Origin of the sequence: Bacillus sp. SD088, from assembly GCF_017355205.1 — a bacterium.
In the GTDB taxonomy this organism is placed as follows: domain Bacteria; phylum Bacillota; class Bacilli; order Bacillales; family Bacillaceae_C; genus Lederbergia.
Map to the genome: position 1 here is coordinate 237,298 of NZ_JADIJK010000001.1, position 16,280 is coordinate 253,577.

10 protein-coding genes are annotated in these 16,280 nt (G+C 39.0%); 2 read left to right on the plus strand and 8 right to left on the minus strand.

Annotation, left to right across the window (positions count from 1 at the left end; all coding sequences use genetic code 11):
- Positions 1–90: 90 nt before the first annotated feature.
- The 4 genes from IPU53_RS00980 to IPU53_RS00995 all read right to left on the minus strand — a co-directional run bounded on the left by IPU53_RS00980 (position 91) and on the right by IPU53_RS00995 (position 5,351).
- Positions 91–2,691 (minus strand): ABC transporter permease, encoded by a 2,601-nt coding sequence (locus IPU53_RS00980; protein WP_207446493.1) that lies wholly within the window; start codon positions 2,689–2,691, stop codon positions 91–93.
- Positions 2,688–3,371, minus strand: a complete 684-nt coding sequence (locus IPU53_RS00985; protein WP_207446494.1) for an ABC transporter ATP-binding protein — start codon at positions 3,369–3,371, stop codon at positions 2,688–2,690. Before IPU53_RS00985 ends, IPU53_RS00980 begins: the two co-directional genes overlap by 4 nt.
- Positions 3,372–3,663: 292 nt before the next feature.
- Entirely contained in the window at positions 3,664–4,665 is a 1,002-nt protein-coding gene (locus IPU53_RS00990; protein ID WP_207446495.1) for a sensor histidine kinase, read from the minus strand.
- Between the two features lie 2 nt (positions 4,666–4,667).
- Entirely contained in the window at positions 4,668–5,351 is a 684-nt protein-coding gene (locus IPU53_RS00995; RefSeq protein ID WP_207446496.1) for a response regulator transcription factor, read from the minus strand.
- Between the two features lie 165 nt (positions 5,352–5,516).
- Here IPU53_RS00995 and IPU53_RS01000 point away from each other — a divergent pair, with 165 nt between their 5' ends.
- Complete coding sequence (locus IPU53_RS01000) at positions 5,517–6,071, plus strand: hypothetical protein (protein WP_207446497.1); 555 nt, start codon at positions 5,517–5,519, stop codon at positions 6,069–6,071.
- A 63-nt stretch (positions 6,072–6,134) separates the two neighbouring features.
- Here the strand turns inward: IPU53_RS01000 and IPU53_RS01005 are convergent, their stop codons facing one another.
- Both IPU53_RS01005 and IPU53_RS01010 read right to left on the minus strand, forming a co-directional pair.
- On the minus strand, positions 6,135–7,754 hold the full coding sequence (locus tag IPU53_RS01005) for an FMN-binding glutamate synthase family protein (protein WP_207446498.1): 1,620 nt from the start codon (positions 7,752–7,754) through the stop codon (positions 6,135–6,137).
- Positions 7,755–7,976: 222 nt separating this feature from the next.
- Positions 7,977–8,834: a Cof-type HAD-IIB family hydrolase gene (locus IPU53_RS01010; RefSeq protein WP_207446499.1), complete on the minus strand. Its 858-nt coding sequence runs from the start codon at positions 8,832–8,834 to the stop codon at positions 7,977–7,979.
- Between the two features lie 263 nt (positions 8,835–9,097).
- Between IPU53_RS01010 and IPU53_RS01015 the strand changes: the two genes are divergently transcribed.
- Positions 9,098–10,375 carry a YjiH family protein gene (locus IPU53_RS01015; RefSeq protein ID WP_207446949.1) on the plus strand — a complete coding sequence of 426 codons (1,278 nt, stop codon included), beginning with the start codon at positions 9,098–9,100 and terminating at the stop codon, positions 10,373–10,375.
- A gap of 235 nt (positions 10,376–10,610) precedes the next feature.
- Here IPU53_RS01015 and recQ read toward each other — a convergent pair whose 3' ends face one another.
- Positions 10,611–12,746 (minus strand): DNA helicase RecQ, encoded by a 2,136-nt coding sequence (recQ, locus tag IPU53_RS01020; RefSeq protein ID WP_207446501.1) that lies wholly within the window; start codon positions 12,744–12,746, stop codon positions 10,611–10,613.
- 116 nt (positions 12,747–12,862) lie between these two features.
- Positions 12,863–16,264: a polysaccharide lyase family 8 super-sandwich domain-containing protein gene (locus IPU53_RS01025; RefSeq protein ID WP_207446503.1), complete on the minus strand. Its 3,402-nt coding sequence runs from the start codon at positions 16,262–16,264 to the stop codon at positions 12,863–12,865.
- Positions 16,265–16,280 lie beyond the last annotated feature (16 nt).

A 16,280-nucleotide genomic window follows, 5' to 3' on the forward strand; every position in this document is an offset into this window, starting at 1 on the left:
ACCACCAGTACTTATTACGTGCTAATGCTAGCATTAGTTTCATTCCCATTTGAAAAAGCCCCCTGTCGTTTAGACAGAGAGCTCCTTCCATTAAATATTTTCCTGCTTTAACGCATCAATAATATTTTCCTTTTTCACTTTGGCACTAGAATATAACATCGCAATACCTACAATGAGGAAAACAGCTACTACTACATATAACAGACTTAACCATGGAAGCGTAAAGACATAATCAAAACTATTCATCAATGCCCGATACATGAGATACATAATCGCAATACTAATCGGAAGTCCATATAACAATGCTTTGATTCCGTAAAAGATACTTTCATAATTAATCATTTTATTAAAACCTTTTGGCGTCATTCCCATTGATTTCAGCATCGCAAATTCACGTTTTCTCAGTGAGATGCTCGTCGAAATGGTATTTAAAATATTGGCAATGGAAATCAATGTGATTAGGGTAATAAAACCATACGTAAAGACGGACATAAGTATGATTAGTTGCTCTTCTCCCTGTCTATTTTGATAGACATTGTAGATAGCATGCCGTACCTCTTCGATTTCTTCAATTTTTTTCTGGGTGTCCAGAGGATCATCACTTCTTAAGTAAAGAGATTCATTATTTCCCCCCTCTACTAGGACCCCATCGCCCAACTGATTCAAGGTAGATTCTGAGATGATCAAAACCAGATTATCAATTCCACCAGCACCGGAGAATACTCCCATTGGTTGTTGATTTGTCAATGTTGCAATGGTAATTTGGTCTGATTTTTCTTCTTTCTCTGTTTCCCAATCTCCTATATTCAAACTTAGTTTGGTCCCAGCCTTTGCGTAAATGTTTTTTGTCTCAACATACCTCCCTGCTTCAGCATCCTCATATTGAATCGTATCGATCGCAATCGCAGATATGCTATTTTTCAGTTGTTCATAATTCGCTCCCACTTGCTCAGCATAAGTTTTTAGGCTCTCATCATTTAGAGCATATAGGATAACATAATATGGAAATTTACCATCTTTAAACTGCTCTTTAAACTCTTCCTCTGTCTTCAGCTGCTCTGCTGCCATATCTTTATCTATCCAAGAGGTGACACTCTTACTAGCAGCATCCTTTATGACATTATATTCCGTTACTTCATCCATCGCTATAATCGATTGGACAAGCTGCTCATCCCCTTCATGGCCTAAGTCAATCGATATGTCATAATCCAGGCCATCTTGGGAAAGTTCAAGAGACTTCTTCAGATTATCTGTAAAATAAGAGACAGATAAAAATAGAACTATACTAATGACAAGAGAAAAAACAGTCGCTTGGTATCTCCGTTTATTGCGCTTCAAATTTTTCAAGCCAATTTCCGCTTCAAATCCGAAAAACTTCCGAACAAGCTTGGATGTTTTAACTGCTTTTCCCGTTAATTTAACATCCGCTGTTTGGCGAATTGCATCGATGGCCGAAACGCGTGACGCTCTTCTTGCCGGAATAAAAGTAGAGATAAAAATCGTTAAAATGGAGACAAGCACAGCAACTAGAATGGAACCGGCCGTAACCGTCACCTCTAGTTTCTCACTGACGCTAAGAGCACCTTGAATCATCTTATTGATGAACATAAAGGTAATCCCCATCCCAATAAGCCCAGCGATAATCCCCAAGGGAATACTGATCAGCCCAATTACCGCTCCTTCAAAAAAGACGGAATTTCTCTTCTGTTGTCTTGTGGCTCCAACACTTGACAGCATCCCCAAATGCCTCGAACGCTCCGATACAGAAATGGCAAAGGCATTGTAAATGAGGGAAACAGATCCAACAATAATGATCGCCATAATAATCGCTGACAAAGAATAAAGCGTCGTACGCATGCCTCCGTTTTTAATGACACCTGAATATTGTAGAAGATTATAATTGAATCCATATTGATCATCATCAATTTTATTAGCTTCCGCGAACTTCTTTGTATCATCAAAAAGAGAACCCTTTAGTTTTTTTAATACGATAAATGCATTGACTTCCTTTACTTTCTCTTTATCAAGATAGGAAAGGACAGTGTACCCTGGTGACCAAGGTTGTTCCCATGTAGGACGTTTCATTGTACCCACCACAGTATATTCCATTGTTCCTGTCTTTTTGAATTCCTCTGCTGGCCCCCCGTTTTCATCAGTCATAAAGGAAAATGATTGATCCATTGGATCATTGATTTCTTCATCAAAAGCATATCGCTCTCCTACATCAAGCTTAAGAATATCCCCAATTTTATAGTCCAAGCCAGCTTCCTGATTTATTTCATCCGACACCACAATCTCATTCGTCTTTTGCGGGAAACGCCCGGAACTTAATTCAATCGGGAATTGTTCAAAACCTTTCTCATTGTATTCTTTTATAAATAAATAAGGCTTGTACGGATCCTCACCTTCTTCCAAAAGAGCATAACCACGATCCTTTGATAAAACAACGTCTTTTGTGTTCGGATCCTGTTGCACTGCTTCGAGCTGTTTTTCATTCAAATCAGAATAAAAAACATGCCAGTTTCCTTCATCAGCTATCGATTGCCGCTTCAACAAATCCATAAATGAAACGCCGATCGTCGCTACAGCGGTAAGCATGGCAACTGAAATAATCACACCAAAAATAGTTACAAGGGTTCGCCGTTTATTCTGCTTTAAATGTCTGATTGTCAGTTTGTTGACAATATTCATGGACGAACCACCTCATCTTTGGTGATGCTCCCATCTTCAATCGCAATCACCCGATCCGCCTGTAGGGCAATCTGCTCATCATGCGTAATCACAACGAGCGTTTGTTTATATGTTTTATTAAACATTTTTAAAAGATCGATGATTTCACTACTGTTCTTACTATCTAAGTTTCCTGTTGGCTCATCCGCCAGCATAAGAGCAGGATTACAAATTAAAGCTCTCCCAATCGAAACCCTTTGTTGCTGTCCACCAGAAAGCTGATTAGGTAAATGGTTTAATCGTTGTTCTAACCCTAGACTTTTGACAACATCGTCCAATTTTTTCGGATCTACTTTATGACCGTCTAGTAATAATGGCAACGTAATATTTTCTTCAACCGTAAGCACTGGGATTAAATTATAAAACTGATAAATGAGTCCAATCTGCCTTCGTCTAAAAATTGCCAATTGCGTTTCATTCAAATCATAAATATCGGTATTGTCAACAAAAACCTTCCCACTTGATGGGCGATCCACACCGCCAAGCAGATGCAAAAGAGTCGATTTTCCAGAACCCGATGGTCCAATAATTGCCACAAATTCGCCCTTGTTAATGGAAAAAGAAACATCGTCCAACGCCTTCACAGCTGTTTCCCCTTTTCCATACATTTTAGATAGATGCTCGATTTTTAAAATTTCCACTGTAAAACCTCCATCAATTTAACTGTTAAGTCTAGTCTATCTATCTAAAATGACTCTCAAGTGACTAGTAAGTGACAAATTCGTCACTTTCGTTTGCGATTTGAAACGTAAGAATGAGGTAGTTATGATTCATTATGGGCTTCTCTACTTCTTATGAGTTCCCAACACCTTTTATGGGCTATCTCTACTTCTTTATGAGTTCCCAACACCTTTTATGGGCTTCTCTACTTTCTTATGGGTTTCTTCACTTCTTTATGGGCTTCCTCTACATTTCTTTTTACAGGAATCCTCTTTATATAACCTGCTTGTACATTTTTATATGAAATTTAGTCCCTTTTCCTACCTTACTCTGCACATCAATGGAGCCATTTTGGCTGGTAATAATGCTATGAGCCATGGCCAGACCAATGCCAGCACTCTCTTCATTTCCCGTTTTACCTTTGTAGAAGCGTTTAAAGATATAAGGCAAATCTTCCTTCATAATGCCTTTCCCATTATCGGTAATAACTATTTCCGTGAAAAGTGCGTTTTCTCCATAAGAAATTGTAATGGCTCCCCCAATCCCCGTATGTTCCACACAATTTTTCAAAATATTAATTAGAGCTTCCACCGACCAATTAAGATCGCCTTTAAAGGTCACCTGTGATTCTCCTGTAACAGAAACGGTTTGTGCTTTAATATCCAATGGGATGAGCACAGGTTTTAAGGCCTTTTGAATCAATTCTTCTACATTGACTGGGTCCTTCTTAAAGATCACCGTACCCGCATCAATTTTCGCTAGTTTCAATAACGAAGATACGAGCCATTCAATTCGCTCTAGCTGGACTTGGATATTATGAACAAATTCTTTTCGTTTTTCTAAAGGCAAATCATCATCACTTAATAAATCTGCCATTACGGTCATAGAAGTGATCGGCGTTTTTAGTTGATGAGAGATATCCGAAACGGCATTCGTCAAGCGTACTTTATCCCCTCGTAAAAGGGACCCTTGTTCCGATAACATCAGGGTCACTTTATATATTTCGTTTTTTAGGATACTTAATTCACCTTCTCGATTATCGCGAACATCTAAAGAGTAATCACCTGCACTAATTTTTCGTAAATACTGTGATAATTTCTCTATTTCCCGATATCTCCAACGCGTATGAATAAAACTGCATCCTATTAATAGAAGGCCTGTTACGAGGATGATGAGCGCTGAAGCCAGAGAAATAAAGCTCCCAATTATAACCGCGATGACACTGATACAGCCCATCACACTGAGTAAAATTTGAATTTCACGATTACGAAGCATCTTTAATCCCCGACCTTATATCCCAAACCACGAATGGTTTTAATCATTTTTGGTTTTTGTGGGTCATCTTCTAATTTTTCTCGCAGTCTTTTAATATAAACAGTTAACGTATTATCATTCACAAAATCACCAGCCACATCCCAGATTTGCTCTAAGAGCTGATTACGTGATAGAACTTGTCCAAGGTGATTGGCAAAGATTAATAATAATCGGTATTCCAACGCCGTTAGAACAACTTCCTCGCCATTTTTATATACTTTTCCTTCAAGAAGATGAATACGGATATTTTCAATATCTACAAATGAAGTTGACTTTGGCTGTTTCTGATACCGCCGTAATACGGACTTAATTCGAGATAGTAATTCACGTATCCGGAATGGTTTTGTAACATAATCATCTGCGCCCATATCAAGCCCCATCACGACATTGACTTCATCATCAATCGCCGTTAAAAATATGACGGGAAGATCAGCCCCTTGCTTAGCCAGCTCACATAATTCATAGCCACTCCCATCTGGCAAGGATAAATCGAACAGACATAAATCAATTTCATGACGTTTTTCTGCCAATATGCTTTTCGCAGAGGTGGCATCATAGCAAAGTGTTGTTGTAAATTGTTCCTGCTTGAGTGAGTATTCTAATCCTGACGCAATGGTTTTATCATCTTCAACAATTAAAATATTCATATATCCCATCTCATTTCATTATTTATTACAGATTTTTCCAGTAATTTTTGATTTTACTTAGTGCAAAAAGACCATCTTATATTATAATAAAGAGTAGAATACAATATAAAAAACCGTTGTGGCCCATTATTGTGACTCGCACACTATTTTAAAAGAGGGGAAAAATTGAATCATACAAATCTTTGTAAACAAATAAACGCCTGGATACAAGAAGTAATGGAAAGAGTCCATTTATTCATGCCGATTAAACAACGATCTACAGGGATAAATATGAGTTATAACTTCTTAGACGATGTTATTTCTTTTAACCCCACACGTTCCATTCAATCTCATAAAGAGATGGACGAATCGCTTCCATTTAAAGCCTTTATTCAAGCTCTAACACTTCATGAATTAGGACACTCTCTTGACCGTGATTCTTTATATGCTTCTATCTCAAAATCCTATCACATTTATCAAATAAAAAAAGCTCATTCCTACTCGAAGAGAAGTAAAAATATTGAGCTCTTTCAATGGGATATTGAAGACCATGAAATGAAGTATGTTTTTGAAGAAGCAGCCTGGCTTAACGCGCGACGCTTGAATCAAACATATCAAATTGTAGATCCAACAATCATGGAAGAAGTAGAATTTCACAGTCTATTAACTTATACCGCACAGTACAACCGTGATTTGTTGATCTACCACCAACTGAAAGCAACCGAACCAGTGGCTGTCTAAGAATGCTAAGAAAAGAAGCTGTCTCATGGGTCATACATGGTATGATTCATGGACAGCCTTCCCTTAAGAGGCTCCTTCTTGTACTAACTCTGGTGGTAAGACAAGCATACTTTTCTTATACTCTTCCCCTGACATTAATTGTCCAGATGAATTACGATACATCAGATGTTCTTCTGTAAACTCTGTTGGCGAGGCAATGCCAGCTGCCGCAGCGAGATCAAACAAACCTTCTCTTAATGAAACAATATAATTTGTCACTCGATACATTTTCTCTTCAATCACTAATGCCTTTTCCTTTTTGGGATCTGTAGTCGCAACACCAACAGGACAAGTATTATTATGACAAACCTGTGCCATAATACAGCCGACTGAAATCATCATCCCTCTAGCTGTATTCACGAGATCTGCACCTAGGCAAAGAGCGTAGGCGATCATATCAGGGGTTACTAGTTTGCCAGAGGCGATGATTTTGAGACGATCACGAACTCCATATTTCTTCAACATCGAATCTAATAATGGCAACGCAGAGAATAGCGGTAATCCTGCTGCGTCGGACAGCTCTTGAAAGGTTGCCCCTGTTCCTCCTTCCGCACCATCGATGGTGATAAAATCAGGAAATGTTCTTAGTTTAGCCATCTCGCGAACAAATTCTTCTGCTTCCTCTTTGGAACCAATGACAATCTTGATTCCAACAGGTTTTCCCCCAGCTTCTCGCAGCTCCTCAACAAATTTCAATAAACTCTCTGGACAATCATATTCAGGAAAGCGATTGGGACTATCAATAGTCTCCCAAGGTGTAACCCCTCGTATTTCAGCGATTTCTGGTGTTACTTTTTCGCCTAGAATATGACCCCCACGTGTTTTGGCACCTTGGGCTAATTTTAGCTCAAAAGCCTTTACTTGTTTGATTTCACTTTTCCTTTTAAATTGTTCCCAAGAAAAAACCCCTTCCATCGTTCGAACTCCAAAAAAGGCAGGGCCGATTTGCATGATAATATCTGTATCACCAGCTAGATGATGTGGAGAGAGTCCGCCCTCTCCTGTATTCATCCATGTACCTCCTGCCATTCCCAATCCTTTTGAGAGTGTGGTAATGGCGTTTTTTCCCAGTGAGCCATAGCTCATAGCAGACTGTCCGATTAAACCTTTCGCTTTGAATGGTTGTCGACATGTATGCTCACCTAAGATCACAGCATCTTTTTCCGCTAGCAAATACGGTTCAACAACAGCGGCTTCCCGATGTTCTTTGCGATTAAATAATCCTTCATGATCGATCTTATACATTTTTGTTTGTATTTTTTTCTCTTGATCGATGCGCAGTTCCTCTTTCAATTTTGGAAAAATTGCATTTCGTATGTAGAATCCTGGTTTTTCAAAGTCTCTCTCAGACCCAAAAGCATGAACGCGATCTTTATATTTCCCCGACTTTACAACATTTTGATATTGATGTCTCGAGAACGGCATTCCTTCGCGATTGTTTGCGAATAAATACTGGCGCATTTCAGGTCCAATATTTTCAAAGAAATAGCGGACATTTCCAAGAACAGGATAATTCCGTAACACCGAATGCTCTTTTTGACGTGCGTCTAGAAAATAAATCCACACCACCATCACAACAGCCACAATTAAAATTAGTGCAAAAACGACAAATACACTAACAGCTAATATTTCTGCTAGATTCATATAAGTCACCTTACCTTTCTACTTGTCTCACTCAAGGATGGGAAACAATTTTTACCTAAGATAGGTAAGCGCTTTTTTTGTAAAGGAGCGGCTAAAGACGCCGCTCCCTACAAGTATGCTGAAAGCTTCGAGCTCCCTTACTTCGATTTCCCGTTCCCTTCCATTTGGAGACCCTCATTTAACTGATTATATTCCTTTGATATCCTGTGTATGAAGCTAGATTCACCCTATTAACTTTTTTATTGCCTTGGCTACGCCATCTTCTAAATTTGTATCTGTCGTATACCGACACACCTCTTTAATCGCAGGTTCTGCATTTCCCATTGCAAAGGAATGGCCAACTCTTTCAAACATGGAAAGATCATTATAATTATCCCCGATCGCCATTGTATCTTGAAGGGAGATCCCTAATATTTCCGTCCACCTTTTCAAAGCAATTCCTTTTTGTGCTTCGCGATGACCTATTTCTATGTTATGGCGCCCCGAGGAAGTTACTTCAATTCCTTCAATGTCTTTCAATCGCTCGCTCACTTTGAGTAATAAGTCTTCATTCATAGAAAAAGCGAGGAATTTGTATATTTGACAGTCCTTTGCTTGAAAGATTTTTTTATATTGATCGACAATTCGCAGGGAACTATGTGTAAATCTTCTTTTTACAGAATCACGAATTTTATCTATATCCTCTGAAGGATTCGCTGTATGATATATATCGACAAGGGATTGAACACCCAATGCTTCATCAGCTGACAGCGTTCCTTCAGGTGTATATAATTCATAATACATACCGACTTCGTCAAATACCTGGGCCACCTTTTCAGCTGTTGCCCCATCAAGCCCGATGGAATAGAGGATGTCTCCTTTTCTTGAGCGGATCTCTGCCCCATTCACACAAATAACCGCACAATCGATTCCTTCTTTATCTAATACGTAGCGCGCTTCTTCCCAAGATCGACCCGTTGCAACTAAGAATTCAATCCCTTTTTCTTTCGCTAATTCGATCGCTTGCTTATTATTCTCACTAATCATTCCTTGTGAATTTAATAATGTTCCATCCATATCTGATGCAATACACTTTACCATATTTCAAGCTCCTTTAAACCTTCTAGTCAAAATAATCATAGCGAATTTATAGGACCAATGCAAAAATTCAGCCAAAAGCTACGCTTCCCTCCTAGGTTTCCAAATACTGCCAGTATAATAATGTGGATTTTTTTATAAATATACACTAGAATAGACAAGTGAATTTATAGATATGAAAGGTGAACGTTTTGAATAAGAAAACTTTTTCGTTAGGCAATTTTTTATTATTTTTAATTCCATCTTTAATTGGTATTTTTCTTTTTATGATCCCCATTCCTTCTTCTGAAGGCGTGACGATTGCAATTGCTGTTTTATCGGATCTTATCCAGGATTTAATCGGGCCGATTATTCCAGCTATTATGGTTTGGATTCTTCTATTTACTTTTATTGGCACCATCCTTGCAAAGACAATTAAACCAGGGTTTATAAAAAACTCTCCCTTCTTTACAAATTTATTTGATGTCCATCCTATCTGGGTGATCGTTAGAATATTAGCTTTTATCTTCTCTGTTATGGTCTATTTTCAGATCGGCTTTGAGGCAGTCTGGTCTGATGCTACGGGGGCCAATTTGTTATTTGATTTATTGCCGGTTCTTTTCGGGGTATTTTTATTTGCTGGCTTATTATTACCGCTATTATTAAACTTTGGTCTGTTAGAGCTATTCGGGGCTATAATGACAAAGATTATGCGACCTATTTTTAAATTACCTGGTCGGTCTTCCATCGATGCTTTAGCCTCATGGCTAGGAGACGGGACAATAGGTGTATTATTGACTAGTAAACAATATGAAGAAGGCCATTATACAAAACGGGAAGCAGCAATTATTGGCACAACCTTCTCCGTTGTTTCGATCACTTTTAGTATTGTCGTCTTAAAGCAAGTGGGTTTAATGAACTATTTTGTTCCATATTATTTTGCCATTACCTTGTCAGGTGTTGTCGCAGCAATTATTTTACCACGCATCTGGCCACTATCTAAGAAAGAAAATACGTATGCAAATGGAAAAGAACAGGATCATACGTCCGAGCTTATCCCAGATGGATATAGTCGATTGGGCTATGGCTTGGAACAAGCACAGATTCAAGCAAAGAAAAGTAGCAGCGTGAAAAAGTTTCTTTCAGATGGTTGTAAAAACATTATCGATATGTGGATGGGAGTCACACCGGTCGTGATGGCACTCGGAACCCTGGCACTTATCATTGCAGAATACACACCCATTTTCCAATGGTTAGGACTTCCGTTTATTCCAATCTTACAAGTACTAGGCATTCCTGAAGCTCAGGCAGCTTCCCAGACTTTTGTTGTTGGTTTTGCCGATATGTTTCTTCCATCCATCCTAGCAGAGGGGATTGAATCTGATATGACCCGCTTTGTTATTGCTGGTGTTTCTGTTACACAGCTTATTTATATGTCTGAAGTTGGCGGACTGCTGATCGGTTCCAAAATCCCTGTGAATATGAAGGATTTAATCGTGATTTTCCTTCTAAGGACAATTATTACTTTACCGATCATTACGGGAATCGCTCATCTTATTTTTTAGAAAAGAAAGAGGCTGGGACATATTTAAAACAGCAAGGACGGAAATGCATTACCTTAGCGGAGGAAATATACGTAGACTCCTGCGGGAAGTGAGAGTTCGGCAAGCCCCCGGAAGGCGAAGCCTGAAGAGACTTGCCACTCGCCCGCAGAAAGCGAAGTATATTTCCAGAGCGGGAGTATATGCACCTATCCGTTCGTTTTTTTCTTTGATAAAAATAATTATGTCCCTGTCTCTTTCATTCATTTACGCTTTGAGTTTTTTGTAGATAAGCTCGAATCATAAAAAAGCTAACTTCTTCTGGTAATTGTTCTTTAATCGGCGTTAACCTTGTGGTTTCGGCTTGTTCAACCGCTTGTTTAATCAGTGATTCAAAAGCTGTCGGAATAAATTGGTCCCATGAAACGGCCATCCCCTCTTGATCACATTTTATAATATGTCCTTCTACTGTTCTTTCAGAAAGCCCCCGCTCTGCTGCAATCTCTGCAATTTCCTTCCCACCTTGTAATAATTGGTAGGTCGTATGATGACTTGCTTCTTTGGAGGATTGTGAAGTGACTTTCTTTTCAATGATAGGCATGGAGAAAGTTTCTCTTTCGATCCCTTTTTCGTCACAGTATTGTTGAATCGCCTCTAGGAATTGAGGGCCATAAGCTTCTAATTTTCGATCCCCGACCCCTTTGATTTGCATTAGTTCTTCATTATTTAACGGTAATTTCCCACTCATCTCTCTTAATGTCACATCAGAGAAAATAATATAGGGAGGAACTTTCTCCTCTTCCGCAATATCCCTTCTTAATTGACGAAGACGTTCAAACAATTCATTATCTTCCACAACCTTAGAGATTTGAACCTTTTCTTTCTGGTAAACAAGCTCATTGCCTTTGAGAATTTCACCCGCTCTTTCAGTCAGCATTAGGATAGGATAGGTTCCATCCGTTGGCTTTAAATAGCCCTCCGCTGTTAAGAAATCAATAAACTCATTCACATCTTTTTGCGATTTTTCTTTCATAATTCCGTAGGTAGATAGATTCTGAAAACCAAAATTTTTCACTTTTTGATTTGCTGACCCTGTTAACACTTGGGCAACCATCGTTTTGCCAAATCGTTCCTTCATCCTACGGATACAGGAAAAAACCTTCTGAGCATCTCGTGTCACATCAATGTGTTCACGCTCATCAATACAATTTCCACATTTTCCACATTCCGGTGGGTTTTCCTCCCCAAAATAGTGAAGTATGTATTGCTGTAAGCAAGACTCCGTATGTCCATAAGCGACCATTTTCCTTAACTTTCCATATTCATTCTCTTTTCGTAATTCATCCATATCTGATTGTTCAATTAAGAAAGATTGAATATGCGTATCCTGCGGTGAAAATAAGAGAATACAATCACTTTCTTCTCCGTCTCTTCCCGCTCTTCCAGCCTCTTGATAATACGATTCCATATTTCTTGGGATATGATAGTGGACGACAAAACGAACATTAGATTTGTTAATTCCCATTCCGAAAGCATTGGTCGCAATCATTACTGTCACATCATCATATAAAAACCGCTCCTGCTGCTCATTTCGATTTGCTTCTGATAAACCTGCATGATATCTCCCTGTAGTAATACCCCTTTTATTTAACAACTGATACAAACGATCGACTTCTTTTCTTGTCGCCGCATAAATAATTCCTGATTGTCCACGGTTCTTTTCTATATACTCCAATAAAAAACGATCGCGATCCTGGCCTTTTACCACTTGAAAATGAAGGTTTTCGCGTTCAAACCCTGTCATCACCACATTTTCTTGTTCAATACGAAGAAGTGCACAAATATCTTGCTGAACTTGTGGAGTCGCAGTTGCAGTTAAAGCCAGCACAGTTGGCTTTGGCTGAATATCATGAATTAAGTTTTTAATTTGTAAGTAGCTAGGACGAAAATCATGACCCCATTGAGAAATACAATGTGCCTCATCAATCGCTAGACAAGAGATATGGATTCCATCCATAATCCTTCTAAAGGAAGCTACTTCTAATCTCTCAGGTGCAATATAGACGAGTTTGTATTCACCATTATAAATATCTGCAAGCCGCTGATTCATCTCTTCATTCGAAACAGTGCTATTAATATAGGTTGAAGGAATCCCTGCCTTCTCTAGGGCATCGACCTGATCTTTCATTAAGGAAATCAACGGAGAAATGACGATCGTAACCCCAGGTAACATCATGGCAGGGACTTGATAACAAATCGATTTCCCTCCACCTGTCGGCATAATCGCTAGCGTATCCTTTCCCGTTAAAACCTTTTGAATAATCTCCTCCTGACCTACTCGGAATTGACTATACCCAAAATGAGTTTGCAATATCTCTTTCCCTTTGGTTAACAATGAAAAATTCCCCCAATTGAATGATAAGAACAGTATATCAAAAAAAGGAAGTACCTGGCACCTCCCCGTTTTTGTCGGTAAGATAGATTCGACATATTCCGGGGCGTGCCAGGCACTTAATATGAATTTGCGGCCGCATGAAGTGTGTTGTATGCATAGTTGCTGATCGTTTTATTTTCTTTATGATGGTTTAATAATGTTTGGAGACCTTCCAGATGTTTCTCCACTTTTGCGGTTGCTTCCTTTTGTTCAAATTGACCAATTGCTGTTAAATGCAATTGTAAAGAACCAACAATATCGTCACTCTTAAATGCTCCTTCCTTCTCAAACTGTTCAACCAGATTTCTCAGATCCTTCACTTCAATATTTTGCTTATATTTAAACTTCACTGTATGGGTTTTCCCAATTGAATTTGATACATCAAATTCTACTTTAGTATAGGGTGACATGTGAGCAACAGTCACTGTCTTATCCTGGTCAATGACAGATAAGCCGATCTTTCCAAGATCTATCACAATTTTATCCTGCCCGTGGGTTGGATCTGATACCGAAAGGGTCAATTCATCTCCTTCTTCCCTTACCAGCACAGAAGCGGGTTGATGAGAACGGAGAATGTCGGTAGTTACATTTCCTTCCCAGAAGTTGGCTGCCGTAATACCGAGATGTTGTTCTTTTACCGCATGCACTGCTGATGTTTGATTCAATATCATAACATCTGGTTTTTGGCTGTAATCCTCTATTTCTTTTACAGATTTACTCGGCAAAAGAACATAAGAATATGCTTCATTCTTAGGGTTAGCCCCATGCTCAAATGATAGACTGAGATAGTTTCTCGTAATTGATTTTTTTGAACCACTATCATTAATATCATTCCACGAACCTGTTCTAGCTTCACGTAAAGCAGACACTTCAGACGTTTCTGGAAAATAGTAGCCAATATCCGCATTCGTCACATTGCCTTCTAAATGAGCCCACTTCACTTGATTGACTTTCTCTGACCAACCTAACTGTTTTGATTTTTCTTCTCCGTTCATGACTACCTGATTGTCCCCACTATCTTTTAGTAGCCGATTCTCAATAATTGTTTCCACTTGGCGGTTATCTGAGCTGCTAATATCTGACCCCATAGCAACGATTTCATCATCAAACATAAACCAAGACTTTTTGCCTTGTAATGTACTTTCTGTTAAGCCTGACATTGCAAAATCCATACCGGCCGCTCCATATAAATTATCTAATGAGGCGCCTCCAACCCAATTTTTCGGATTTAAATAGGACTTCCAAGCTCCTAATATTCCTTTTGAATGATCTGTCGTTGTACCTGGCAAGCGCTCGCTATCAATCGTTGGCCAATAATCATCATTATACTGAGTCAGATCAGCATTGTATAAATAAGTCATCCCTGCACCCGTATACCACCCTTTTTTATTTTCGCCATTGCCGTATTCAAATGCCGAGATTCGGTCTGAAAACATACTTATACCAAAGCCAAATTGAGGGCGAAGATGAACAGCTCGTGCCATTCCCGCAAACACTTGATTCTTAATTAATTCTCCTCTTGGTTGAATCGAAGAGTCATCCATCAGTGATTTGACTAGCTCAATTTCATAAACGGACAATCCTTGCACAACATTATCATTGATTGAATTGTCCAACCATTCCTTGACCATTTCCCTCATCGCTTTTTGTTTTTCTGCTGGTGCTGAAGCAGACAAACGAAGAATGCTAAGAACGGTTCCTTTTCCACTTTGATAATCACGCTCATTTTCTCTAGAAATAGCTCGTCCGCGAACCATATCCATCATTGCACCTTGATAGATGAGTGGTTCAAAGGAATCTGATACCCAATCATAGACATGATGAATATTAGAGTCTGCCAAATCCCATGGCGTATTGTTGAGTAAATATAGCATATCTGCAGCTCGGTTCATCCAAACCGCACCATAGCTTCCGGTATAGGCAATATTCGTATGTTGCACAAGTGAGCCGTCTTCGTAAACACCTTCTCCTTGTTCTACATAAAGAAACTCATTTTCCATCGATTCGCTACCCTGACTCACCTTTGCTCCATTTTTACCAATGATCCCTCTCAATGTCACAACAAGAGCCTTATCTAATAAATTCGCACCTGTTTCAGTCACATTCTTGTTCGCTTCTCTTTTCGTTGGATCTGGGACAAAGCGATCAACTGTCCTCATATATTGATCAATATGAGCCTGCGGTAAATCGTTATACATCAGCACCACAATATTATTTAAAATTTGAGGCGTGCCGATTTCCCAATCCCACCAGTTTCCGTATTCATTTTTATGTTCATTATAGCGATTATCATACATCCACTCTAAAGCCCCGAGAATGTCTTCCTTTAGCCGCTCATTTTGATACAAATTGGATGCTTCCGTAGAATAAGCCCGAGCCATATCTCTGATAATCCCGTAGGCTGTTGAGATTTGACTAGAGTCTGTTGTGCTTTGTAAATGCTCCCATAAGTAGGTACGATCCGCTGCTTTATTCATTGTATCCCAACGGCCCGTCTGTTCGGAGTTTGTAAGACGATCTTCCAAATCTGTAATATAGTCGACCATATCGGGATCATTAGAGTTAAATTGAAGATTCCCCGTAAGTTTATTCAACCAATTCAAACGAATAGTATCATATGCTTCTAGCATGGAATCTGACTCCACACTAACAAAGGCTTCCGCTTTATGATCCCCGTCACGAGTTGTTGCCTTAATAGTTGCATTGCCATATTCTTTTGCATGTATTTCACCTTTTTCATCGACTGATACGATACTAGGATTGGACGATTCCCAATGTACCGTTTTATCTGTAACATTTGCTGGTTTAAAAATGGGAGTTAATTGAGCTTTATCCCCTTTTTTCAAAGATATAAAATCTTTCTCTAATTCAAATCCTGTTAGAAATATTTCATCAGTCTCCTCAAGACTTGTCTGATCAAACCAAACAGTCCCAGTCGCTGTTTCAAGAAAAAGCTCAATTCGCAATGTTTTTGCATTCTCAGGGGCCGCTATATTCATCCCTAATAAAGTCCAGTCATGGTTACCCGTTAATCTAGTTGTACTCGGCCCATCACTAATCTTTTTCCCATTCATATCTAGATACTGCGTTCTAACATATACTCCTCCACCAGAAGCCTTTACTTGATTGGTTCTAGTCCAAACGTTGAACTTGTAATTCGTTCCAGACTTAATAGGCACATCTTGTAAAACATCTGCTCGACTAGTTGCTTCAGCATCTATTCGGATAGACTGATTGCCATCATAATATATATCTGAATCAATCATTAATGTAGGATTTCCACTTGGAATCCATACATCCCAGTCCTCAGGTTCCACATTGTTTTTCCATATATTCTCTTCAGTCTCAATTATTTTTTCAAAACTACTATTTTTGAGCAAGTTTTCTCTTTGAGTCTCTTCTGCATTCGCCTCCTGAATAACAAATGAGAACAAACTACATAATATACATGCCAAAGAAGTAGAGAAAATTTTATTCATCACGTTCCTCCCGTTT

Bases quoted from the DNA above. Each gene is read 5' to 3' on its own strand.
- IPU53_RS01010 (WP_207446499.1), bottom strand. From the start codon at position 8,834: ATGGTAAAGTGTATTGCATCAGATATGGATGGAACATTATTAAATTCA.
- IPU53_RS01015 (WP_207446949.1), top strand. From the start codon at position 9,098: ATGATCCCCATTCCTTCTTCTGAAGGCGTGACGATTGCAATTGCTGTT.
- IPU53_RS00995 (WP_207446496.1), bottom strand. From the start codon at position 5,351: ATGAATATTTTAATTGTTGAAGATGATAAAACCATTGCGTCAGGATTA.
- IPU53_RS01005 (WP_207446498.1), bottom strand. From the start codon at position 7,754: ATGAATCTAGCAGAAATATTAGCTGTTAGTGTATTTGTCGTTTTTGCA.
- IPU53_RS01025 (WP_207446503.1), bottom strand. From the start codon at position 16,264: ATGAATAAAATTTTCTCTACTTCTTTGGCATGTATATTATGTAGTTTG.
- IPU53_RS00990 (WP_207446495.1), bottom strand. From the start codon at position 4,665: ATGCTTCGTAATCGTGAAATTCAAATTTTACTCAGTGTGATGGGCTGT.
- IPU53_RS00980 (WP_207446493.1), bottom strand. From the start codon at position 2,691: ATGAATATTGTCAACAAACTGACAATCAGACATTTAAAGCAGAATAAA.